The 24393-nt window shown below is 32.3% G+C and carries 29 protein-coding genes; 11 read left to right on the top strand and 18 right to left on the bottom strand.

Going from position 1 to position 24393, the window contains the following annotated elements:
• The first annotated feature begins 468 nt into the window (after positions 1-468).
• On the top strand, positions 469-672 hold the full coding sequence (locus QMD61_00860) for a hypothetical protein (GenBank protein ID MDI6723175.1): 204 nt from the start codon (positions 469-471) through the stop codon (positions 670-672).
• Positions 673-748: 76 nt separating this feature from the next.
• Here the strand turns inward: QMD61_00860 and QMD61_00855 are convergent, their stop codons facing one another.
• Positions 749-1015, bottom strand: coding sequence for a hypothetical protein (locus QMD61_00855; GenBank protein MDI6723174.1), 267 nt, complete (start codon positions 1013-1015; stop codon positions 749-751).
• A gap of 559 nt (positions 1016-1574) precedes the next feature.
• The gene (locus QMD61_00850) at positions 1575-1778 is read right to left on the bottom strand and encodes a hypothetical protein (GenBank protein MDI6723173.1); all 204 of its coding nucleotides are present in this window, start codon (positions 1776-1778) and stop codon (positions 1575-1577) included.
• A 255-nt stretch (positions 1779-2033) separates the two neighbouring features.
• Between QMD61_00850 and QMD61_00845 the strand changes: the two genes are divergently transcribed.
• Positions 2034-3224 (top strand): Xaa-Pro peptidase family protein, encoded by a 1191-nt coding sequence (locus QMD61_00845; GenBank protein ID MDI6723172.1) that lies wholly within the window; start codon positions 2034-2036, stop codon positions 3222-3224.
• Here the strand turns inward: QMD61_00845 and QMD61_00840 are convergent.
• The 3 genes from QMD61_00840 to hisF all read right to left on the bottom strand — a co-directional run bounded on the left by QMD61_00840 (position 3221) and on the right by hisF (position 5978).
• Entirely contained in the window at positions 3221-3505 is a 285-nt protein-coding gene (locus QMD61_00840) for a cyclase (protein MDI6723171.1), read from the bottom strand. The genes QMD61_00845 and QMD61_00840 overlap by 4 nt on opposite strands.
• A gap of 116 nt (positions 3506-3621) precedes the next feature.
• Positions 3622-4428, bottom strand: coding sequence for a hypothetical protein (locus tag QMD61_00835; protein ID MDI6723170.1), 807 nt, complete (start codon positions 4426-4428; stop codon positions 3622-3624).
• Between the two features lie 785 nt (positions 4429-5213).
• Positions 5214-5978 (bottom strand): imidazole glycerol phosphate synthase subunit HisF, encoded by a 765-nt coding sequence (hisF, locus tag QMD61_00830; protein ID MDI6723169.1) that lies wholly within the window; start codon positions 5976-5978, stop codon positions 5214-5216.
• A 60-nt stretch (positions 5979-6038) separates the two neighbouring features.
• On the opposite strand from hisF, the gene QMD61_00825 reads away from it, so the two are divergent.
• A complete protein-coding gene (locus QMD61_00825) occupies positions 6039-6209 on the top strand; it encodes a hypothetical protein (protein MDI6723168.1) in 171 nt (56 codons plus the stop codon).
• A gap of 3 nt (positions 6210-6212) precedes the next feature.
• Positions 6213-6386 (top strand): hypothetical protein, encoded by a 174-nt coding sequence (locus QMD61_00820; GenBank protein ID MDI6723167.1) that lies wholly within the window; start codon positions 6213-6215, stop codon positions 6384-6386.
• A 51-nt stretch (positions 6387-6437) separates the two neighbouring features.
• On the opposite strand, the gene QMD61_00815 is transcribed toward QMD61_00820, so the two are convergent.
• Positions 6438-6956, bottom strand: coding sequence for a hypothetical protein (locus tag QMD61_00815; GenBank protein MDI6723166.1), 519 nt, complete (start codon positions 6954-6956; stop codon positions 6438-6440).
• Positions 6957-7301: 345 nt separating this feature from the next.
• Here QMD61_00815 and QMD61_00810 point away from each other — a divergent pair, with 345 nt between their 5' ends.
• Positions 7302-7484: a hypothetical protein gene (locus QMD61_00810; protein MDI6723165.1), complete on the top strand. Its 183-nt coding sequence runs from the start codon at positions 7302-7304 to the stop codon at positions 7482-7484.
• Positions 7485-7688: 204 nt separating this feature from the next.
• Here QMD61_00810 and QMD61_00805 read toward each other — a convergent pair whose 3' ends face one another.
• The 4 genes from QMD61_00805 to QMD61_00790 form a co-directional block, all read right to left on the bottom strand.
• Positions 7689-8945 carry a hypothetical protein gene (locus QMD61_00805; GenBank protein ID MDI6723164.1) on the bottom strand — a complete coding sequence of 419 codons (1257 nt, stop codon included), beginning with the start codon at positions 8943-8945 and terminating at the stop codon, positions 7689-7691.
• A gap of 712 nt (positions 8946-9657) precedes the next feature.
• Entirely contained in the window at positions 9658-10137 is a 480-nt protein-coding gene (locus QMD61_00800; GenBank protein MDI6723163.1) for a hypothetical protein, read from the bottom strand.
• Positions 10138-10603: 466 nt separating this feature from the next.
• On the bottom strand, positions 10604-11731 hold the full coding sequence (locus QMD61_00795; GenBank protein MDI6723162.1) for a GHMP kinase: 1128 nt from the start codon (positions 11729-11731) through the stop codon (positions 10604-10606).
• A gap of 84 nt (positions 11732-11815) precedes the next feature.
• A complete protein-coding gene (locus QMD61_00790) occupies positions 11816-13342 on the bottom strand; it encodes a trehalose-6-phosphate synthase (protein ID MDI6723161.1) in 1527 nt (508 codons plus the stop codon).
• A 589-nt stretch (positions 13343-13931) separates the two neighbouring features.
• On the opposite strand from QMD61_00790, the gene QMD61_00785 reads away from it, so the two are divergent.
• Together QMD61_00785 and QMD61_00780 are read left to right on the top strand one after the other, a co-directional pair.
• Positions 13932-14090 carry a DUF305 domain-containing protein gene (locus tag QMD61_00785; protein MDI6723160.1) on the top strand — a complete coding sequence of 53 codons (159 nt, stop codon included), beginning with the start codon at positions 13932-13934 and terminating at the stop codon, positions 14088-14090.
• Between the two features lie 42 nt (positions 14091-14132).
• Positions 14133-14258: a hypothetical protein gene (locus QMD61_00780; protein MDI6723159.1), complete on the top strand. Its 126-nt coding sequence runs from the start codon at positions 14133-14135 to the stop codon at positions 14256-14258.
• Between the two features lie 350 nt (positions 14259-14608).
• On the opposite strand, the gene QMD61_00775 is transcribed toward QMD61_00780, so the two are convergent.
• Both QMD61_00775 and QMD61_00770 read right to left on the bottom strand, forming a co-directional pair.
• Positions 14609-16132 carry a hypothetical protein gene (locus QMD61_00775; protein ID MDI6723158.1) on the bottom strand — a complete coding sequence of 508 codons (1524 nt, stop codon included), beginning with the start codon at positions 16130-16132 and terminating at the stop codon, positions 14609-14611.
• A 459-nt stretch (positions 16133-16591) separates the two neighbouring features.
• Positions 16592-17419 (bottom strand): hypothetical protein, encoded by an 828-nt coding sequence (locus QMD61_00770; protein MDI6723157.1) that lies wholly within the window; start codon positions 17417-17419, stop codon positions 16592-16594.
• Between the two features lie 327 nt (positions 17420-17746).
• Here QMD61_00770 and QMD61_00765 point away from each other — a divergent pair, with 327 nt between their 5' ends.
• Both QMD61_00765 and QMD61_00760 read left to right on the top strand, forming a co-directional pair.
• Complete coding sequence (locus tag QMD61_00765; protein MDI6723156.1) at positions 17747-17956, top strand: hypothetical protein; 210 nt, start codon at positions 17747-17749, stop codon at positions 17954-17956.
• Between the two features lie 555 nt (positions 17957-18511).
• Positions 18512-18727, top strand: coding sequence for a hypothetical protein (locus QMD61_00760; GenBank protein ID MDI6723155.1), 216 nt, complete (start codon positions 18512-18514; stop codon positions 18725-18727).
• A 95-nt stretch (positions 18728-18822) separates the two neighbouring features.
• Here the strand turns inward: QMD61_00760 and QMD61_00755 are convergent, their stop codons facing one another.
• Both QMD61_00755 and QMD61_00750 read right to left on the bottom strand, forming a co-directional pair.
• A complete protein-coding gene (locus QMD61_00755; protein ID MDI6723154.1) occupies positions 18823-19035 on the bottom strand; it encodes a hypothetical protein in 213 nt (70 codons plus the stop codon).
• A gap of 373 nt (positions 19036-19408) precedes the next feature.
• Positions 19409-19675 carry a hypothetical protein gene (locus QMD61_00750; protein MDI6723153.1) on the bottom strand — a complete coding sequence of 89 codons (267 nt, stop codon included), beginning with the start codon at positions 19673-19675 and terminating at the stop codon, positions 19409-19411.
• A gap of 94 nt (positions 19676-19769) precedes the next feature.
• Between QMD61_00750 and QMD61_00745 the strand changes: the two genes are divergently transcribed.
• A complete protein-coding gene (locus tag QMD61_00745; protein ID MDI6723152.1) occupies positions 19770-19928 on the top strand; it encodes a hypothetical protein in 159 nt (52 codons plus the stop codon).
• Between the two features lie 96 nt (positions 19929-20024).
• Here the strand turns inward: QMD61_00745 and QMD61_00740 are convergent, their stop codons facing one another.
• From QMD61_00740 to QMD61_00725, 4 genes are all read right to left on the bottom strand, one after another.
• The gene (locus tag QMD61_00740) at positions 20025-21002 is read right to left on the bottom strand and encodes a class E sortase (GenBank protein MDI6723151.1); all 978 of its coding nucleotides are present in this window, start codon (positions 21000-21002) and stop codon (positions 20025-20027) included.
• Between the two features lie 178 nt (positions 21003-21180).
• Positions 21181-22014, bottom strand: coding sequence for a cell division ATPase MinD (minD, locus tag QMD61_00735; GenBank protein ID MDI6723150.1), 834 nt, complete (start codon positions 22012-22014; stop codon positions 21181-21183).
• Positions 22015-22473: 459 nt separating this feature from the next.
• Positions 22474-22704, bottom strand: a complete 231-nt coding sequence (locus tag QMD61_00730) for a PRC-barrel domain-containing protein (protein MDI6723149.1) — start codon at positions 22702-22704, stop codon at positions 22474-22476.
• 22 nt (positions 22705-22726) lie between these two features.
• Positions 22727-23269 (bottom strand): hypothetical protein, encoded by a 543-nt coding sequence (locus QMD61_00725; GenBank protein ID MDI6723148.1) that lies wholly within the window; start codon positions 23267-23269, stop codon positions 22727-22729.
• A 438-nt stretch (positions 23270-23707) separates the two neighbouring features.
• Between QMD61_00725 and QMD61_00720 the strand changes: the two genes are divergently transcribed.
• The gene (locus QMD61_00720; GenBank protein MDI6723147.1) at positions 23708-24181 is read left to right on the top strand and encodes a DUF308 domain-containing protein; all 474 of its coding nucleotides are present in this window, start codon (positions 23708-23710) and stop codon (positions 24179-24181) included.
• Positions 24182-24393 lie beyond the last annotated feature (212 nt).

Here is a 24393-nt window from a genome sequence, read left to right as displayed (position 1 = left end):
TTTTTGAATATTTTAAAGGTCTAAATATATATTCAAAATATATATGGATTTTATATCCACATAGTCTAATAGTTTATTTAGGTATAATAATTAAAATGCATCATTATGCCTCATAATCCATTTTCACCATGATTTTAGTGATAAAGTTCTTTATGGCTTGATCTTACTATTTAATTAACCAAAAAAAAATATTTTACTTTTGTTGGGATTTGATGATGGTTTTTTTCTTAATTAGGAATAGTCTAAATATTTAATAATAATTCTTGAAATTTTGGTTAACTCCCTTAAGGATTATATATTCACTGTTTAGATAACATACACTATGCAATTAAGTAATTAAGATAAATAAAACCGGATAAGCATATTTAATTCATATAAGAGATTGAATTTTTAAAATGAAGATTTAAAATATAACAATAAACAAATATAATAATTGACTTAGACTGTAAACGGTTCATGGTGATGAATATGGATTTAGAAAGAAAAACTAAAAAAATACTGGTAAAAACAGAAATGAGAGACGAGGGCATGTATGTTAAAATACCAAATACAGTGGTTGAATTTCTTGATCTTAAAGGTGGAGAATATCTTGAAGTAAGAGGCAAAATTAAGGGTGCGGCTGGAGAAAAAAGAAAAATTGGTATGAAAGTGACAGATGTTATTGAAGAATGAAATCTAAAATTCCCAATATCTCTTCAATTTTCTAATCACGTTTCACAATAATCTTCCCATTAACTATTTAAAGATGTCATTTTGATGACATTTTAATATGGTTGATCTCTTCAGATACTTTTAACAGATTATCAGTTAATCGTTTCAGTATATCTGCCACATTAGATTCTGTTATTTCTTCAAGATGGGGCTCATATGCAGTGGTATACACTTTTAGTTTTTCGTTAGTATAATTTTCCCTGTTATACCTCTCTATGTATTCCAATCCTGATTGAAGCTCTTCATATGCATTAATCTGCCCTAAAAGATCCTTTTTCTTATTATTAAGTTCTTCTAAGTCCATAAACTCTCATCCCTCCTTAACTAATTAAAAAGCATTAAAATATCCATTAAATGTTCCAATGTCCTTATTTCCATGTTATATTTCCCTAACATCAGAATGTCAAAATTCCAAAGCCTGATTTTTAGAATAAAATCAAAAATATTATTATCCATATATATGTCTTTATTAATTTAAATAATTTTTGTACTTGAAATTCAAGCCAATATAAAATCGCAGAATAATGTGTTTTACACTAACTCAAGAGGTCAGAGATTAATATCATGGAAAAGTAAAAAAAATAAAAATATTTAGAATAATTGAAGTAATCCATCAACATAAATTATGATTATGTCCATTTTAGTCAGTTTATTCATCTATTTACTTGCAATATTGTCTTTAATACAATAAAAACCTGTTATATGGCCATATAATCATATCGGATTCATTTCCAAGATTAAACGCTATTAAGCAACATTCCCCAAAGGTTTTCTCCTGAAAAATGCCCATAGAGCTGCTTACAATGATTTTACAACGTATCCTCTCCCTTCCATTTCTGGAGAATTTTTTTATTTAAATAATCCTAATGCATTTCATCGATTTCTGGAGCTAACTCATGTTCATCCCAGCAACTTTGAACAGGACAAAATCTACGAGGTAATTTTTTCTCTTTGAGACGTTCTATTATTTCGCAGTTTATAATAACAGACATATATTTGCATACATCTACAGTCAAGATATGCTCATGAGTTGTGCGGGAAATTTTCATCGATCCTGTTGAATTCATCATCATCACTGGAAAAAGATACGACAGATAGCCAGTGATTCGTCCAGATTTTTTAATATTGTTGGAGATTTTGTATTGGGGGTGAATTTTAATTCATTACTATCCATTCTTAAAACAGCTTTTAAACAAAAATAATTTGCAATTCTATCCATAACCTTCAGATCAGGTATATAATAATCTTAATTGTTTATATATTATGCTGCATCTACTATACTCAAGGTTACACTTTTAAAATATTCAGGAGAGTATGGATAAATGAATAAAGTACCTTTAAATGAACTTAAAAACCGTATGAAATGTTTTAGGATGCAGATGGACATATCAAATCCTGATTGGGAAATTACGGCCATCTTCAGCAAAATAAATCAATATTATTTTACAGGGACCATGCAGGATGGGATGCTGATTATTCCCAGGGATGGTGAAGCAACATTTTGGGTACGGCGAAGTTATCAAAGAGCTCTGGATGAATCTTTATTTGAAAAAATAGAACATATGAACAGCTTCCGTGATGCAGCAAAAGATACAGATAAACTTCCAGAAACGGTATATCTTGAAACTGAAGTGGTTCCGCTGGCTTTTTATAAGAGATTCCAGAAACATTTCCCATTTAAGAATTTTAAACCAGCCGATACTACCATTGCTGCAGTCAGGGCTGTGAAAAGTGAATATGAGCTCCAATTAATGAGAGAATCCGGTAAGATCCATCAGCACGTGCTGGAGTATATTGCAACAGGATTATTTAATGAAGGAATGAGCGAAGCAGATTTGGGGGCTGAGCTTTATAAAATTATGGTGGAAGAAGGACATCACGGAATAACCCGTTTTGGTATGTTCGATACCGAGATGATACTTGGACATGTTGGTTTTGGTGATAGTTCAATTTATCCAACATATTTTGATGGTGCAAGCGGCACCAGAGGATTAAGTCCTGCTGTACCTCTTCTTGGAAGCCGCGACAGGAAACTGAAGAAGGGAGATCTTGTATATATTGATATTGGATGTGGAGTTGAAGGTTATAATACAGATAAAACCGTTACATACATGTTTGGGCGTTCCCTCCCCCAATATGCAATAGATGCCCACAAGAAGTGTGTGGAAATACAAGATGAAATTGCTTCCATGTTAAAACCCGGCTCTCTGCCTTCTGAGATTTACAGATCAATAATGGATAATCTTGATGATGACTTTAAAAGGAACTTTATGGGCTTCGGTAAACGTAGAGTTAAGTTTCTGGGCCACGGGATAGGTCTATTAATCGATGAACTTCCAGTAATAGCAGAAAGATTTACTGAACCGCTGCAAGAAGGGATGGTCTTTGCAATTGAACCTAAAAGAGGTATTAAAGACATTGGAATGGTTGGAATTGAAAATACGTTTATAGTAACTCCTAAAGGTGGAGAATGCATTACAGGAAACAGCAAAGGATTGATTCCTGTTTTTTAAGCTATTGTCCTTTCTATTTCTTCAATGTAACGAATTTCAGGTTCTCCATGAACCCCCGCAGCAAACATTTTATTTTTGAAATCTTCACTTGCGAAGTACTTTCGAGCGTTATCCAGATCATCCCAGCTGTATATGACTGCTAATTCAAGGTGATTATCTTCGTTACGATAGATGTATGCTTCTTTAGAACCATTAATTTTACGATTAGCTGTGTTGTCGTCATAAATACGCTTCCATTTTTTATAATCTTCAATCTCATATATTACAAGCACATGCTTCATGAATTCACCCCGTTTTATTAAAAAATCATTAAGCATGTATTACTTTATAATTAGTAAGTATTATAATTAAGTTAAAAAAGTGAAAGACAAAAAAGATTTAAATAAGTCTTCACTATTTACAGCTTCAAATTTTCAACAGCACTTAAATAAGCCTTAGCATATCTCAATGTATCACCATATGATTCATAAAGATATGTTTCATATACAACAGCAGGAGTTCCACCATTAATTATTGGAATTGTTACATATTTAGGGCTTGTTTGAGAAGGAGGATTATAATATACAAAACCAGGTAATCCTTCCTTTAATTTAAGTGCAATTGATTTAGACCTGCCATCTTCTAATGGAGCGAATACAAACCACTTTTCTTTATAGTTTCCCCGATTAGAGTGTATATCTAAAGCTAAATTATAATTTCCCCCAATTACGTGGGGTACAACAAATTTATTGGCAAGTAACTGCCCATTCATCCTTCCTTTATCATAATCCCCTGCATTTTGAGTAACAGTAACCCTGTAAATATAGTAACAGTAATTTAATGATTTATCACTACTTTTTATTGACTCCACCATTGCTTTATGTGAGCTGGACTCGAGAGGATGCACACCAACTATAACAGCGATTCTAACTGGAGAATTTGAATTACCAAAAGGCCCCTCCACAGTTACTCTGCCATAATCAGTACTTCCAAGAATTTTAGATGATTTAGGAACATCAGAACTCTTTTTAGTATCATCAGAAGTATTTGAACCATTATCTATAGCATTCTGGTCTGAATTATCAGTACCTACATCCCTATCATTAACATTATCAACATTTAAATTACTTTTTTCTGTATTAATTAAATAAATAGATGCTGCAGCCACAACTAAAAAAACAAGAATCAATACAGCCCCTAATATAATTCTGTTTCTTTTTTCCATCTTTTAAACCTCATTGACCATAACTGATAACGCTATTTTTCCAGATACATTTAGATTTATAGGCCGCTGAAATTGTAAAAACTGGATTTTCATATGTTTTTCAATTAAATCTCCTTATTTAAGTACTTATGTCTTAAAATTCTAAGTAAAATTAGAGTTTTACATGCAAAAAAGCCCTCTGTGAAATTTTATCAATAGCCATTATGCTTTAAAATCTTAAATTTTATAAAAATCAGGGAGCTCCTAGTAAATAGAGAAATTTTTATGTTTTTTGATTTTTGATGCATATAATTTCTCAATAATCAGTCTAATTTTAACATAATATTCCATAATATGGGACAAAAATAAAAGTTCTACGAAATAATACTCTGAATAAGGAAGAATTTGTTTTAAAATTTATAATTTAACATTTCAACATCCATAATAAATTCATTTTCCAGATTTGTAATTCTCTATTTATCCATAAATTTCCAGCATGTTTTCTGAAAGTAAGGAAACAGCACCATGACCTCCGCAAATCAGACACTTTTTATTTTCAATTGATAAATCTTCATTTAATTCATCTAAAAGTTATAAAAGACCATTATTTCCTTTTTAGCCCTTTACCATCAACATTTACAGATTCATTGTATTCTTGGCGATTTCTGCCGCTTTATGCAGATACGGGTTTGTCAAGCATTCTGGTTATAAAAGAAAAATTTCTTCATTATCCCATCAAATATGAATATCTATTATTAAAATCGCCTGTAATTATTAAAAAAATTAAATTATGAACCTTTAAAGGTTCAACGTAAAACATCAATTCCTTTACCATGTAAATATTCTTTAACCTGCTTCACGCTGAAAGTACGGTAATGGAAGACTGAAGCAGCAAGTAGTATTTCAGCTCCACCTTTTTCTACTGCATCATAAAAATCTGAAAGCTTTCCGGCACCTCCAGATGCAATAACCGGCAGATTAACAGCATCAGAAATGGCTCTGGTATATTCCAGGTCGTAGCCCGCCTGCGTCCCATCGCCGTCCATACTTGTAGGTAGAATAACTCCAGCACCCATCTCTTCGCACTCGGCGGCCCATTGGACCGCATCTATTCCTGCAGGTTTGGTACCTCCAGCAACCACAACTTCAAATCCTGAGGGCATCTTTTCATTTCTGCATCCGTCAATTGCAATGGTTAAATACTGAGAACCGAATTCTTTAACTGCATCTTTCACTATTTCGGGTTTTTTTACTGCTGCACTGTTAATTGATACCTTATCTGCACCTGCATCCAGGGTTAATTCAATATCTTCCAGTGTTGCGATTCCCCCACCTACAGTTAGTGGTATATCGATGACTGATGATACTCCCTTCACCCATTCAAGGCGGGTTTTTCTGTTTTCAAGTGTTGCAGCTATATCCAGCATGGCCAGTTCGTCAGCGCCTTCTTCCTGGTACAGGGCTGCATTTTCTATGGGGTCTCCTGCATCTTTTAGATCTACAAAATGAACTCCTTTTACAACGCGCCCCTCCTTCATATCCAGGCAGGGCATTATTTTCACTGTTTTCATAATAAATCTCCCAATAAACTATCTGTTAATTTATTGGGCGATTATATAAAAAAAGGTTTTGTGAAATTTCGTATTTATTCAAGGTCAAAAAATTTAAGTTCCCGTGGGCTGGATAATAAACCATTTGCCCAAATAAATGCTGAAACAAAAGGAAAAGTAGAGAACCAATTAACTCTTGATGGAAGCAGCATTGTAGATCCTTCTGGAAATCCATTAAAAGAATATAAATGAATAATGGAAACGCCACCAGGAAGTACAGACACTCTTGATGACTCTACAGCTGCTAGTCCAAGTTTTACTCCAGATAAATCAGGAATATATAAGCTTATATTAATCGTAAACAATGGTGCTAAAGACAGTGCCCCTGCAATACATCAAATAAAAGTAAGCGATAAAGGAGTTACATAGAAAAAAATTAGAGAAATAATTCCTCTTTTACCTTTATTCTTTGAGAGTTATCTATTTCTTATTTTTATTTAAAGGATTACCTTTTTCAATCAAATTTACTGCAATTTCTTCAAATTCATCCCATAGGCCTGGTGCCTCCTCCTTAAAACGGTTAGAGCGTGGAATGGAGGATAATTCAGCCCCACTTGCAGCATATGTACTGTTATATTCCCTATCTTTAGTATCCAAATCAACAAGTTTTGAATAAATTGACCTTAAGATATCTAAACAGTTATTAAATGATGAAACCGCGATAATTTCCTTATCACTAAAAGTTATTGCCAGTAAAGAAGCCTGTTTTTCCCACATTGTTTCATTCCATGAAGGCATTGGCATTTTAATCAATCTATGTGCAAGATCAATCTTTGATTCATCAAGATCTGTCTTATTTAATTTGTACCAGAAATCCTTAAGAAGCTCTAAATTTCTCTCATTTTCAATTGAAATTAAAGTACGTGTTGAATTTATCTTCCTTCTTTTAGATTTCCTATCCTTACGCCAGTTACTTAACTCACTGGACGCTAAACCCATAACAACACCCAGACAAGTGGCCATTATGGGAGTATAATTTGTAATTTCTAACGTAAAAATCAACTCCAAAAATTTCATTTTAAAAAAGTGAAACCAGTTTTTATTTAATAAATCCATTTAAATTACATATTTAAAAACAAATAATGATTTATTTGGGTTAAATGGCATTTATCTGGCTGCTTAATTAATATAAGCAATTCACTCAGATTTTGTATAATATTATTATAATGTTTATTTTTAGTACTTTTAAAGGTTACTATCTTAAAAATTTGTAGGATCTATTATCTATTTTTAAAGGTTAAGAGATTCACCAATTATATTAAATTAAAATTAGAATATATTAATATGATACTTTTAGATGTCCTATCTTCCATAGTTGATGCGATTAGCAGTTTTATAAATGGAGTGATTAACGCTATACTCATTGTGGGATTTGGAGTAATTTATGGCATTATAATTGCAATCATAATCGGTTTTGTGGTGCTTGGAATTATCCGAGCAAGAAATAGGTTTAAAAGGAAAAAATAGTTATTTTTAAGTACATTTTCTGGCCTAAAATTTAAAAAAAGAAAAAAGAAAATATCAATTGTTTAGAACCACTAAACCACTTAAACCAATTAAACACCATTACTAAGTATTTTATTGGTAGTCCTGTCTTTTCATAGATACTTTAGCCGCGGAACAGTACTATGAAGTGACAGATACTCCAAGATCTATGACATTGAAATCGGTTCACAGACGGGTAGTGAATCTTTGGTTGTTATTAAACCTCCATCGGATGTTATTAAACCTTCGATGGTTAAGTGTATGTCTCCAGTTGTTGTTATTAAACCTCCAATGGATGTTCCTACACAATTCCCTGCCTTCATTTCCACCTGCTGCTCCATTAATATCACAGCATCTATACAGCGAATGTCCTCGCCAAGGATCTCTAGTTCTACGTATAGTTACACCTAAACGGACCAATTGATTATCCACTCTAGCAGTAATATGGGCTATGCCTGTCTGATGACCAGCACTTAAAGTAACGCTAGCGATTCCATACTTTAAGACTGTATTTTCGATATGGCTTCCAATACTACCAAGGTCTGTGGTGAATCTAACTGGTATTTCTGGTGGATACAATGTAGAATTAGCCTTATGGTTTCCACCTGCAGAATCTGTGTATAGATCAGCGGTGATTGTACTGGATCCGCCTGTATAAATTGAATTTGGATCTGCTTTGATTCTTAGAATAAGCCATGGGTCATAATAAACAACTGGTGAATTATATCTATTCTTTGCGATTCTCCCAGCAAATAACGGGTTTGTTCTGCTGAAATTAGTACCCCACCAATTATAACGAGCATCTACAGTACCAGAGTCCACATAGATGTCTTTTGGAGAGTTATCTAGAATTCTGCTGTACTTAATAGATAATTTGGATCCAATTCCAGTATTGTAGATTGCGCCTCCTAATCTTGCATTGTTATTTTTGAAGGTGCTTCCAGTAATTGTGGCATTTCCTAAATTGGCAATTGCACCACCAAATCTTGCTTTGTTATTTTTGAATGTAACTCTTTTTACGGTTAAATTACCCTTATTTAAGATTGCGCCACCTTCATTTGCATTTCCATTTTTGATAGTTAAATCCTGTATAGTGACATTATTGCCTGGAGTAATGTTAAATGCTCTGCCTTTTCTTTTTGGGTCGATTATGGTATTGTTTTCGCCTGTTCCTTTAATGGTAACGTTTTTATTGACAGTTATATCTTTGTTCCCCGTTCCTGTGTAAGTTCCTGGTGCTATGTTTACAGTTCCACCATTAGCTACATTATTAATACCTTCCCGTATAGTTTTATATGCTGTGCTCCATGTATTTCCATCTCCTGAAGTAACAACAGAGCCATTTACATATTTAACTGTGTCAGCTGCACTAACAGAACTTATAGCCATCATGGCTACTAATCCTACCAATAGGAGAAATATCATGTGTTTTTTTGTTATCATTTCTTTTTTCACCCCCATTTACAGTGAATTTTTAAAGGGACAAACCACAATAAATTGCAGGTTCTGAAAATTGTCTTAACACTCTTAAAAACCCATCTAAAACCAAATAACCTATTTAAATGCAATTATAATTTTATTTATTTTCTAACTGAATTTTAACTAAAGAATATTCACTGAGCCTCATCTAAAACCTGAATAAAAATTTAGGTTTCATTTTAATTGTAATTTTTATAGATGCTATTTGATTTTGTAATTAGGGATTATTACTGGTTTAATCAGTTATAACTACATTTACTATCGTTATTTTTAATTTTAAATGCTATTTTTATGAATATTATTTAAATTTTCAAAGATCCCTTTACTAATAATGGCTATTACTTAATAGCCAGTAATAATATATAATATATTATTAATAATTATTATGGTTTTTTAATAAAAATGAAAAAAATATACTGGCAATGTAACAGAAAAGTAATGCAAAAAATTTACTACTAAATAATTTTATAAATATCTAATTCCATGCAAAAAACACTAGCCCTTATAAAATATTAAAGTTTCACGTTATTAAAGAATAAAAAGGCCTTAATTATCTTAATTCATAGTAAAAGTATTTAAAATATTTTTTTCGATTGAATGAAACTATTTTATAAGCTACAAAAATTATACATATCAAGTATATTGCAAACGAATGTTTTATATTTACAATTAGTAATTATAAAGCCAAAATGGGTATTAAAACCAGTAATATCCCAATTAAAATCGCGGCAACTACAACAAGTGGAGATATTGATTTTTCTTTATTTTCAAAGTTATGGCCACAGAAAACACAGATCTGCACTGTTTTTATATTATCTTTTCCACATTTAGGGCAAACTTTGGTGTTATTATAACAATTATGATATTTACAGTCAATATCTGAATTGAGGTATAGAACGTATTTTAATTTCCCGCCACATTGACATCGTTCATAATCATCTGGAGATTCGCCTTTTAAAAGCTCATAGTAGCCATTACATCTTTTACAAACCAGGTAACCCATTAAAATCAACTCATATTCGGTTGATAGTTTCATCTTATGATGGTTTTTAGAATAAAAAACGAGATTACGAATAGATATTTCCCATACATTCGTGGATTCTAACCCGGATTTAGAGCTGTACTTGATTCTGCATAGATCATAATCAAGTACCATATATCATTGTACTAAAAACGGCGCTTTAAATACCTCGATTTATTCTTTTCCCTCTCTTTATGCCTTATTGGGGGATAGAATATATAAATTGTATTTAAGAATGTTAATTGAGCACAGCAGATGTAATATTGAATCATAACTTAATATTGTCGGTCAATATCCCCATTCTTTTATGTGTATTATTGATTCTCATTATTATTTATATTTTGTGTAACATATCCTCAAAGAAGTGCTAATTCAAGGCATATTAATAAGAAAAAGTTTTAATATTTATTAAAGAGTTTTAAATGACAAGGGTATGGCATAATATTGAAAAATATTTTCATTTTAAATCCCATAAAAACATAGAACACTGCATGAAAATTATTATAAAAAAATGAAGCTAAAAAACTAATTAATCTTATCAAATAAAGCATTTAGCTATAACTCTTCTATTTATAGTTTAAAATAAATTAATTCCTACAAACTATACATTACTAATTTCATGGCCTCTGGATCGTATTTTAAATGGTATTTCGCGGTAAATACCCTCAAGATCCTCACGTAATTTTTCTAGAGATTCGGGTTCAGGAGAAAATATGAGGACTCCTCCCCCTCCACCAGCGCCCAAAGGGAAAGCTGTGCAGTTGCAGCTCTTAGCTCGTTCCAGCATATCCCTGGAGCTATCCATGTAATCTTCACATAGTTTTGTTCGTATTTTTCGGTATTTATCTATTGATTCAAGGACATGATCCCATTTTTTAAGTCTTAATCCCTCCCGAAACTCATAAGCCACCTTAATTTTCTTAGAATGTAATCCATATCCTGTTTCAGTTAGAAGGGCGTTTCTCCATGCTAAATTCACATCAGAACTGCGTCGAGGGTGGCCAGAATGAAAAATAGCTGTTCTATCCTCTAAAAGATTGTAATCTTCTGGTTTTATGAGTTCAAATCTTAAAGATTCACCGTAACCAGTATCCGGACGTCCCGGTATTCCCCATGGAAACCAGACATAATCAGTTACTCCCCCAAAAATAACATTGGACTGTTCCTGTGTTCCTGTGATACTTACTCCAAAACCCTGTTCAATACGAGAAGCTAAAGAAATCAATTGTATATTGTTAAATGGGCGTCCTGCTAATTCATTTGCAAGTATACAAACGCCGATTGCTGCAGTTGATGATCCCCCGAGTCCTGAAGATTGTATACCTTCTCTCAGATTCTTTAAAACAAACATAACTCCTTTAAGGTTAAATATTTCAAGTATTTTAAGTAGCCAGTTCTCTTTTACTGGAGTTACTTCACCTGGAACTGCTGAGACTTCTGTTTTATATTCAATTGATTTTACACCTATAAGGTCTGGGTCAAATGGATGAGCCTCTATTTTAGTTCCTGTATCTATAGTTATACCCACTGTTCTTGGAAGAGTTTGCGTCCATTTTCTTCGTGGATCATCTTTTTCGGGGATATCTGGTAATTTCCAGAATGTCTGCTGGAATTCGCTTAAATCTAAACTGGATCCTGGACCATCAATTCTGTTATAGGCAATAACTTTTGGCAAAGCCTTTTCCTTTTCGGCTTTTTTTAAGAAATCATGAAGTTGAATTGGGAACACCTATCCATTAAAATCATTATTATTATTTTAAATTTAATATATATTAAAATTTGAAGATATCGGGAAGCTATCTTCAAATCACACCTAATTCATTTCAAAACGAGCTTCCTCAGGTTTTCCTGATTTAAGTGCCTGTCTTTCGTACATTACAGTTTCAATGTCTTTTAGTTGATCAGATATCCACCTGTTTAGATCATTCTGTTCTATGGCTGCCCTTGCTTCTTTAATCATCTCTGCCTTGGTTTTTTCATCCATTAATAGGGCCATGTCGATTGATTCAGCTGTCTGTCTTAGATCGTATGGATTTATGCAAATTGCTCCATCTTTTAACTCTTCATAACATCCTGCTCCAGTAGAGAGAACCAATACACCATTATTTTCGTTAACAATGCTCCCTTCTTTGGCCACGATATTCATTCCATCTAGTATAGGGTTAACCATTAAAACATCATATCTCTTTAAAAGGGCAATTACAAGGTGGTAGTCTCCCCTGCAGATGTATTTAATTGGCTCCCAATTTGCAGTTCCGTGTTTTTCGTTGATTTTCTTAACTATTTCCCTTATATTATCAGTGTATTCCCTGTAAACTTTTATATCCTGTCTTGTTGCCACCAGGGTTGCTACAAATTTAACTTTTTCTTTCCATTCTGGATATTTTTGAAGGAATAGATCATAAGCCTGGAATCCTCTGATTATATTTTTTGATAAATCTGCTCGATCTGTCCTGTAGATTAGCTTGCAGTCTCCAATCAGTTCATCTACTTCTGCTTCCTTAGCAATGACATCTGGACTTTTTGCAAGTGTCTGAAGGGTTTCTATGTCAACACTGATAGGATAGGTCCTTACATGGCAGATATGTCCGTCATACAGAATATCTCCCTTTATTTCATCCACCAATGCACTCGGCAGGATGAATTTAACTGTTTGGAAGAAATTGTTCATATAACGTGGAATATGGAATCCCAGAACATCATTCGTGAGCATTCCCTCTAATATCTCGATTTGCATGTGATTGGGCAGCTGCTGGAATGTTTCTGGTGCAGGGAATGGTATATGTACAAACTGACTCATAAGAACATCTGGATGCTGTTTTCTGATCATTTTGGGTGTTAAATAAATATGATAATCCTGTAACATTACTATTGGAGTCTTATTTGATGTACGAATATCTTCTCCTATTGCTTCTGCAAACTTGGTGTTTACATGTTTGTATGAATCCCATGCCTGGTGCAGTTCTTCGTCTGCACATGGTGAATATGGTGGATTCCACATGGAGTGGTGAATAAACCATAGCAGTGGATTTGCAAATTTACCATTAAAATTGTTAAAAATTTCATCTTCTGTTTTAATGAATTGCAAATAATATTCAGGGTCTTCTAATGGTATAGGCACTTTACCATTGTATTTATCATTTATATATTGATCACATTCCCCGATTGCGGAAGAAACCCATTTTGCATGCGTTTTTTTCATGAAGGGTATCATTGAGCCAACTATCCCCCCCAATCCTCTTATTAGTTCGAGTTTCCCCTTTCCATCTCTTTTAAACAGTACTGGTCCTCTGTTCGAGGCTACTATTATTTCTTTATCTTGTAAAAATTCAGAGTTCATCTGTGTGTCTCCTGTAACATTTGATAAATGGACTTTTGAGCAGTGGACATCATCTAGATGCCAATTGAACAGAATACTGCAGTTAAAACAGCAGATGGTACCCCTCCAATTGGCACTATCTTCATCCAGGACTTTTTATAAGTGATTTTATTATTTATCCACTATTTAAACTTTTATTATATTATTTGCTATTTAAAAATAACCAGAACCGTTAATAAAAACTTTAAATCAAGTTATTAATTAATTATGTAATATTCATCCACAAATAAATATTAATTATTTTTATCATAAATATAAACAAGTGGTGACTTAAATGAACGTACTTTACTCCCATCCAGAACATAAGTCATAAACACTGCACTTAAAAACTTAGCAGTCAATACCCTGAAATATTCGGGTTTTGAAGTTTTAAAGCCGTTTATAGTATTTAACGCAATGATGCTAAGCGAAGTTGAAGCATAAAAAACATTTCATGGAATAAAAAAAATTTTTAAGAGAACTTTAAGTGGTGTTTTATGAAAAAAACAATATTGGTTTTAATCATTTTATTTGGATTAGCAGCATTTATAAGCTCTTTAGTGGGCTAATTATGTTAAGAGATGGACTAATGGAAAATAATGACAATTCCGGCATGATGGAAGACGTGAATCGTCATTTTATTGAAAAGATGATTCCGCACCACGAAGATGCCATAGCTATAGCAGATATTGCCCTAAAAAAGGCAGAGCATCAAGAAATTAAGGAGTAAGCAAGAGACATTAAGGATTATCAAAGCAGGGAAATCTTCCAGATGCGAGAATTTTACAGGCGAACTTACGGCACAGATGTTCCATCAGCGGATAGTAGGATGATGGGAGATCAGGCAGATTTGGACCGGCTTGAAAATGCAAAACCATTTGACAGAGCATTTATATAAGAAATGGTTCCACACCACAGGATGGCGCAGATGCTTTTAAAAACTCTGATAATCGGGAAATGCGTGCACTGGCAGAATCTATCATTAAAATCAAAATGAGGAAATTGAAAAGATGCAAGAAGGGTTAAAGAATGGTATGGACAATCCCTGAATGAAAGGTATATGTGAATTTATCTAAAATGAACATTTATGGAAAATATATTCATTAGATTTATTTAGAAAATATAATTATTTCAATGTCCTTTTTTTAAAATATTAAGCGGTTTAATAATTGTCTTTTTGCCCTTAAAAATTTCGATTTTAATAATATGCATTTTATCTTAAGTATAAAAATAAAAAATAAAGAAAATTTATTTTCTTTTTGGTGCAAATAAACCACTGAAAACCGCTAGAACTGCAAGAATCAGCCCTGCAACTGGTATTCCTGTTTCCTGCATTTCCACGGTGTTGCTTGCTGCATTTACCTCATTAGATGGTGTTACTGGAGCTTGAAGCATATTTACTGTTGTTTGGACTATTTCAACGTCTGCTGCAGTAACATTGGCTACACCAGGTCCTTCGTTAGCCAGTAAAGGTCTTACAGCCTGGCCTAAAACCCATGGAACAGTGATTGAATTACTTCCAATTGTACCAAGGTCGGTGGTAAGAGTTATATTTGGGCCAGAGAAGAACTGAGCAGCATCACCACTGTGATTATTGCCGTTTGAATCCATATACACATTAGCAGTGATTGTTGATGTTTGGCCAGTGTATATTGTGGAGGGGTCTGCATATATGTTTAGCACGAGCCAGGGATCAGCATATACTGGGCCAACAAAAAGATTTGATGTATTTGGACCGGTATTATTTCCCCACCAGTTATTTTCTGCATCTGCTGAACCAGATCCCGCATTGTAGATAGCATTACCAAAGTTAGTCGCAGTGTTACCAATAATACGGTTGAAATGAGCAATTAATGTACCCCAATTATAGAATACACCACCATCCCAACTTGCTGAGTTACTAGCGATATTACACCCAGTTACAGTTAAAGAACCCTCTGAAGTAAAAGCACGATTGTAAATAGCACCGGCATACATTGCAGTGTTACCAGTAAAAATACTACCAGTTATTGTACAAGTACCCCAATTCAGGATAGCGCCGCCGCCAGCTCCAGTTGCAGTGTTATCAGTGAAAACACAATCTTTTACTGTTAAAGTACCATATCCATTGTAAATAGCACCAGCACAACTGTCTAGATTGTTATCAACAGTGTTACCGGTGAAAGTACTGCCTGTTACTGTTAAAGTACCACGATTGTTGTAGATTGCACCACCATCCCCACTTGCAGAGTTACCAGTGAAAGTACATCCCGTAATATTACAGGTACCTATTTGTTCTGGGTACCAAGGATTCTCTCCAGTATAAATGGCACCGCCGCCAATAGTTGCCCGGTTGTTCTCAAAATTACAGTTAATAATGGTTAAAGTACCTAAATTACCGATAGCACCACCCCAACCACTTTCATAACCGTTTCTAATGGTTAAATCTTTTATTGTGATTGTTCCATCATAAATATCCAGTATGTTGTTTGTATTCTCTGCATCAATTATGGTATTTTCTTTGCCTGCTCCTTGAAGGGTGAAACTTTTAGAAACATCTATATCTTTGTTTCCTGTTCCATTATAGTTTCCTGCTGCAAGGAATACGGTTCCGTTATTAGTTACGCCAGTAATACCTTCTTGTATTGTGTTAAATGCGTTTTCCCATGATTCTCCAGTGTGAGTTCCGGTGGTTAATGTAGCATTTACGTAGGTATCTGCTGCACTTGCAGAACCCATAGCCATAAAAAGAACCATTCCTGTTAATAATAAAAGCGTCAAGTGTTTATTCATGCGTTTTTTCACCTCCTTCATGCCTCATTCAGAATAAAACCAGTGTTTAGTTGTAAGTGAAGATGAGTGTTTGCGTAAATGGTCCACTTCTAAAAAAGTAATAATTTCGAGAAGTAGAATATACCATTAAATCTGAATAGCCATTTTTGTGTTGATTATATTACTATTAATGGTCTTACTCCATTAAAATTAGATAGTAAATACTACTATATTAATTTAATGCATAAAAATCAATAAAACCTAAAAAACAGTTATTTAATTAATATATGGCCATAATATGTTGTTTTAAGCAATTAAAAAGGAAAATAATTGAAATATATAAATTCATCTGCCATTTATTCAATTGCAATTTCAATAACTGTCTGTTTGCCAGTATAGTTACTCTTTATAATGTCTACTTTAACGAAAGTTTTTTGGTTATTCAATTTTTCTAATATATACAAAAAAATATAATTAAAATTAACTTATCAATTCTCGGTACCATTGCTTTGTAGATGAGGAATATCGTATTTTATAGGATTCATTTTTAATATATTGAGGTTCTCTGGTTGGCCCTACAAGTTTCCATCCTCCATTGCTTTTAACAGCCTTTTCTGTATAAAGATAAACTTCATCGAAATATTTATCATTGTCTGGATTAGAATCAGGAGTGTAGGCACAGTGATGAGTGGCTTTATACTGCACTATAAAAGAGCTATTATTAAAGCTTAAAATTTGGATTGAGTTATTTTTAATGTCAACATCCCCATACCACAACCCACTTATGTAATTATCACTTTTTACCTGCTCATTCTTTAATTTTCTATGATATATAGACCAGTATCCGCTTTTTTCAATTAACTGGGCTGCCTGGGATTTTATTTTTTCATCAGCAGGATGAGTATTATTAGATGATACTGCTGGTTTGGATTGGCTGGAAATGGAATTTACCTGATTAAAATCCATAAAAGGTGTAAAAAAGTACAATAATATAAATATAATGGCTATAATGGCCAGGATATGTCTTTTTGAACCTATTCCCCATGTAATTGTGGATCTATTATGATCTATCTTTGATGATTTTTCATTATCATAATCCCTTATGGATTCTATAATGGTTTTAATAGATTTATCGTCATCTTCATCATCTTTTTCTGGCCCTGGATGGTTATCTAAATCTTTTAGCCTGAAAATTCTTTCAATATATATTAATTCTCCGCCACACTGACAGCTAAGAAAATCATGGATGTTTTCTCCTTCCTGAAGCTCATAGTAGCCCCTGCACTTTTTACAAACAACATAGCCCATAAAAATCAAACTCTAATATTATTATTGTTAATAAATAATTTATTATTTATGATCATTATCAAAACAAAAACATTTATAAACCAATCATAAATATTAATTAAATCCGAAAATAAATAACCAATTTAAATCCTCTTTTAACAATTTAAAGTTTTAATATAATTGTATTTTATATATAAAATTATTATGAATGGACAAATGATGTTTAAACTCCCTAAATGTAAAAAGGTTATATTCTTTACTTTATTTTTTGATAAATACTTTGATGTAAAAAATCCTGAATTTTAATTTGAATGATTCTAAAAAGTTAAATATAATAAATTACAAAAAATGGGCAACGAAAATAAGTATAAAGGAGATAATATCATAGGAACCCAAAAAGATAAACGTAGGTTAGGTACAGACATATCTCAGGAACTATATACTGAATTTAAACAAATGGCTGCTATAAAATATAAGTTTCAAAAAGGATATACCAATTTGGCCTTAACCGAAGCCATCGAAGACTACATAAAAAAATGTAAAAACTCCAAAGGTTAAACTTACTTTTCCTATTTTTCCAATTTTTTAAATTGAAAATAAATTTTAAAAATCTATTTCTATTAAAAGTGATTAAAACAGGTAATTATGGCTTTTGAATACTTAAAAATAGCTTTAAAAGTATTTTATGATTGCATTAATTTTTTATTTTATCATTCAATCTTATTTCATGATTTATGTGATTCTCTGTTTTTTGATATTTTTTAAATTTAAATCCTGTTATTATCTTTTTGTGACTAATTTTGCATGTAGAAATAATTTATTGAGATTTCAAAATATTAATAGTAATAATATTTATATTACTTATCATAATATATATGCATGTAATACATCTATCCACTTATGAAAATCAAGCACCATATCAAACACTAATAAAGGCAATAATCTAAAAATAAGGATAAAAATAGCCTTAAAAATGAAAATATATGCTAATACTCAATAAATTTATGAATGAATTTAAATCAGCCCATATATAATAAAAACAATTTAAAAAACAATGATCATATGGAGAAATTAAACTCTGTATAAAAAAACCATTTAATGGGAGGTATAAAGGTGAAAAATGGGAAAGAAATTGAAATAAAAGATTTAACCATTAAAGATGGAGTATACCAAACATCAATGACATTAATACAATATTTTAACGATGATATCAGACATGGTAAAATCAGCGTACAGGAACACATTGTTATACCCATCAATTACCGTCTAGGAGTTGTATGCTGGCTGGCAAACTACAATATAGAAAAAGAAGCAATAGAAGTCTATTAAATAAATTTTGAAAATATTACAATTGCAATCACGATTTATTCTCTTCAAAATCCCTATAATCTTAAATTCAGTTGAATTAGCAACAAAAATCTAAACTATTCCAAGTTTGAACTGTAAAATAAAAAAATAAAAGCATCTGCAAATATTTCTGGAAGATTATCTTGAGTTACTTCGGCCTGACACTCTTCAATTGAAGATTGAAGGTTACTTAAAGCATTATTACGTGCTTCTTCACTGCTAAATTTCCTGAATTTTCCTCCATGTGTTCCAAGAGAATAATCAGGCAGTCCTTGAATCATGTCTTTCATTCTTTTGGCACTATCTAACATAAAATCAATGAAATCATCAGCTTCCTGGTCAAACTTCCTATATAACGCCTCTTTAAAAGCTCTGCATAACTGCTCATTGTACTTAGCGATTCCTGAAGTTCATGGCTTGTAATATAAGCAAAACTTGTAATTAAAACGCGCCAATTCCCATATCTTTTGTTTTAACTGTTCTACTTTCTTTCTCCTTGTTATATTTCTACTTACTGCAATTAATGACCTGAATTTACCATCAATAATTTCCGGAACCATGCAATTATATCAAACCAGTTCTCCTGATGAATTTCATTTTATGGACTTCTCAATAAAACCATATTGAAATTTTATTCCTTCAATGAATTTAAAATATCAGTCACTATACTTGGTAAATATCAACATTTTTCCTTGATAAGAAGTATTTTCTCCACCTAAGCATTGATTTTTTATTAACGACTGTATAAGCGTCTGAGCGACCTAAATATCCATATTTTTCAGTTTCTGGAGTTTCCTTGGCATATACGTTTATCAGGTATTCTGGATCAGGTTCTTCGTGTTGAATTTGTTGTATGTGTACTTCTACATGGGGATATTTCTCTAAAGTTTCTTCTACCTTTTTTTCGAAATCAGGGTTTCTTAATTTCATCATGTATAATTTATATTTGGGTAAGTATAAAATAGTATTACGTGTATCTTATAATTTAATACTTGATTTAAAACGAACTTAAGGAGCGATATAGATGGAAATAAAATTACATAAAACCATAGATATTAGAATTAAGGACGTAAATAACTTTAAAGATGCAGAAGACAGAGTAGACCAGGTTCTAGACAGTCTAAGGGCTGAAATACTGCAAGAAGTTGAGGACGTGTTAACTGAAGAAGCAGAAGGATGCTAAGATCATATCCATGAAATTATGAGTCCAAAAAATTTCATTAAAAATGGTTTTTGGAAAAATAAGTAAAAATAGTAGTATAAAATGTTAAATACATGTTCATAAGGGTTCTACCGAATCTAACTGGCAGTGTGCATATATCTCTGCTGTAGATCTTCCTGGAGGCCAGCATGTACCTATAATAAGCTCTCTACTACCCTGATTAAAGGTTATTTTATTAGTTTTGTAATCATAGCGAATATCACTGGCATTAAGCACGCTGTATACATATCTTTTCTGGGTTAAATAATCATCAATATATACTTTATCTCCCTTCTTAAGGGTTTCTATATGGTTAAAAGGAGCAGAATAAAACGTATGATGCCCTATAATTCCGCATGAACCATTTTGACCTGGATAAAAACTTTCCCCGTAGTGTAAAACTGCATTATATGCATTTAAAGTATCCGAACGTACATCCCATTTAACGCCTAACTTTGGTATGGAAATTGATGCAAAAACATAACTTTTTTTGAGCGATGCATTGTCCACCTTTAAACTATTTTTAATCACATCAAAACCATCCGGATTACCAAATAATATGTTCTTATCCTTTTCTTGCTTTGTTTTATAGATTACACTGTAAAGTGCGTTATTTTTTTGAAGCCATAATTCCTTTACAGTCAAAGATGAACCATTAATTTTAGTTTTATAAGTATTTACAGCGAAATTAACGCCCGATATACTTCCAGATTCACTTGAAACTGGTTTAAAATCATTTTGAACACCTTCTGGCGGAGTTATCACATAATTTTCATTGGGCTTGTAAACTGATTCTGGTATTGATTTATCTACATTATGCCCCTCAGGTATCATCTGACGGTTTATGGTTATATTTGAACCTGTTTCAGGGTCTTTAAAAACAGCTATCTGGCTATTTTGTGCTTTTAACTCCTGCCAATTTTCAGGATAGTCAAAAGAAATTTCACCATTTTTATAATGTTTGGTTGAAATCTGTGCACTTCCCTGTGACAAAACAAATATAAAGACCATTCCAATTATGAAAATTATTAATAAGTAGATGTGTCTTCTATTCAATTTAAACTCCCCTTTTTAGAATTTTTGTAGCTATTGTATAATAAATTTTCAGGGAATAATTTCATATAAATAATTCTTTATTGGATTTTAATTTAAACATTCAACTATTATTTCTCAGAAAAAAAACCTTATTTCCCATAATTTGTAGAATTAGTAGAAGTGTATCTTAAAAAAATTATTAGATTTTTTCTTTTTTTCCCAGCATCCCATCGATAAGTTTGGAAACTATTCCTTTATAATCTGGAACAAATGGAGTGTAATCTATACCCATAATATTTGCACCTAATTGCATTATTGGAGTATAAGCTATAGAATTAGGATTTTTTAAAACAAAGGGTTCTGCAAAAGCAGCTGCACGGCTAACTTCTGGATCATCAGGTATTTTGGCAAGAACCGGGATCCTTAAAATAATCTCTATCTCTTTAGTGGTTAAGAAGGTCCTATCGTTCTTATCACGATTTACAACCACTCCCAGAACATTCACCCCTAATTTACTGGCTACCAATTTGGTCTTAAGAGCATCGCTAAGGGCGGGGATTTCAGGAGTTGTTACAAGAATCATTTCCTGTGCTGAAGAAATAGCCGCTAATGCATCTTTTCCTAACCCTGCAGGTGCATCAATAAGGATTACATCAGTTTGTTGCGCCAAAAATTCTAATGTATTTTCTAAACGGCCGATTTCAACTTTTTTTAGGGTTTCCAGAGAAAGTCCGGCAGGTATGACCTTCACCCCCCTAGGACCCTCATAAATTGCCTCACTAATATCTGCATCACCAGAAAGAACGTCATTTAAAGTAACTGATCTGCCTTCCATACCTAAAATAAGTTCTAAATTGGCCATGGTCACATCTGAATCCAATAAAGTTACATCTAAACCATAGCTGGCTAAGGCAACTCCTAAATTAGCAGTTATGGTGGTTTTACCCACCCCTCCTTTTCCTGAGGCAATTATAATTATTCTTGTAATCTTTAAACCCCCATTATTACATTTAATGACAGTTATAGCTGTCATACATATTATGTTAATTAAGATATTTAATATTATCTATCCCTTGTGACAATAGTAACAATAAAAATAAATAAAAATAAATAAAAATCAAATTATAAGTTTACAAATTATTTATAATGCTTATAAATCTTTATTGATAATTCACATTTATTTTAATCATTTTTAAGCTAAATAAAAATCTAATAAATTTATTTATTCACTAAAAAAACATTAAATAAATATATATTTAATTTAAATGATTTAATTAAGCTCAATTATTAAATAAATCATTTATAATTAATTGGATTTTTTGAGATTATATGTAGAAAAAATTCTTTCACATTTTTGTGAAGATAGTAACTTATTTTTAAGGTATGTGTAAAAATTCTAATTAGAATTCACATAGAAACTATAAAAAGAGGAAATGTCTGGAGTAATTCTAACTAAATGTTAGCTAAGTATTTTTCTAAAAATAAATTTTTTCTAGTCTATTTTTTTAAGGAGTATTTTATCCCCAATCTGTTCAACAGCATTATAAGGAATTACAGCTTCATCTCTGGATAAACCTAACATTTCAGAAATTCCGCCAGAGCCCAAAACAATTGCCTCAATTTTGTTATTATCCCAATTTATTTCAACATCTTTTACTTTACCAACCACCATTGCAGAACTGTCTATAACTTCTTTTCCCTTTATTTGTTCATCTACCCTCATTTTATCACCATCTAAACGATGTCTACTTAGATGTTTCTTCTTTACCCTCTATGGCTGTTAATCTCTTTTCAATGTGTTCAAATTTCTTATTAGTGTGGTTTCTAAACTCATCGAACCGTTTGGTGAGGTCATCCACATCTCGTGAAACCTTGCTGTATCTTTTCTCAAGCTTGCCTAAATCCGACTTTGTGGCTAATGACCAGTCCTTTATGAGCTGATCGCTCTGTTCGTTTAAAAATTCGTCAATTCGTCCGGATAAAACATCAGTACTTATAGGAACATCTTTAACTCTTCCCTTTAATTTTTCACCATATCCAGATACTCTTTCACTTACTCCTGACATTCCTCCTTCTCCTTCAGTATTAAATCCACTGTATTGTTGAGAGATCCCTTCAGAAACACGGACCCCCACATCAGAAACCCCTCTACTTGCTTCAGTAATACTTGACTTTACCGTATCAAAACCTGCGCTTCCCGTTCTACCCATTTCACGAATATAATAATACAGAAGAACTATCACAGCTCCTGCTAAAACCAGAATTGCAAAAACTTCAAGGGGTGTCATTCTTAATTCCTCCTTTCAATCTCATAATTAATCCCTTTTTTTTAATATTATATTTGAATAAACTCATTTATATTTTTAATCTATTTTTAGGCCAATAATTTTTTATATTAGGCCAACCATATAAATAATAAAAAAAGAGTAGATTTTATTCCTTATTGGATTTAAATCGATTTTAATTGATGTGAAATAATGGCAGAAGTTCGAAAATAAGCGATGAACGATGATAAGATGAGTCATTATCCTTGCAATCATTTTATTACTCTTCCCATGCCTGTAATTATCTTTGCCCGGATATCAGCAATATTATTATTCCTGAGGTATGGTGTCCTAATGGCAAAATAATTCAAGGTTCTTATCCTAAATCCATCTTCAAAATCATTAATATTGAATGATACCAAAAAAATATTTTAAAGGCTTAGCTTGAAGGAGATGAATTCTATGCAAATTAAAGAGAGCGGATTGATCCTTATAATTCTTGGCTTAATAGTTCTGGCTTTCCCCGTCCTTGGAGTAATCCCCTTTAGCCTGATAACTGGAATTATAGTATCATTATTAGGTATAGGTCTAATGATTGCAGGTTTTTTAACAGATGAAACCACAGTCAGGATTTTAGCAATAATCATAGGAATAATAGCCCTAATTCTTGGTATAGGCTTCATAGTCAGCCCAGGATTATTCAGTTTTGTAGCTGCTTTATTTGTATTTATCGCAGGCTTATTTTTGATAGTGATGGGAATTGCAACCTTAACAGGCAAATTTGGCGGAGATAACAGATCAGGCATAGTTTCCTTGATTTTGGGCCTAATTTACCTGTTAATAGCCACATTTATATCCGATCCAGCAGTTCTAGGCACTTTAGTAGGCCTATGGCTTTTAATCACCGGATTTCTAATGCTATTTCAAAAAGACTAAAATATGTAACTTACCGGATAAAAAACTATACTTGGTCCATTATCTTTAATTCCTAAAAATTTATATTCAATTATATGAAACTTTTTTTAAGCCCTCGAGACGCTGCTATCTTCAAAATTTCTGCATCTTATCAGTGTTTAATACTATAAAGCCCATAATAAAAGATTAAGGCTTGATTTACATAAAATTTTAAAAAAATAGAGTTCATTTAA

It is taken from the genome of Methanobacterium sp., assembly GCA_030017655.1.
Lineage (GTDB): Archaea > Methanobacteriota > Methanobacteria > Methanobacteriales > Methanobacteriaceae > Methanobacterium_D.
The sequence above is the reverse complement of the archived record's forward strand: the minus strand, read 5'-3'. Positions and strand labels throughout refer to the sequence as shown.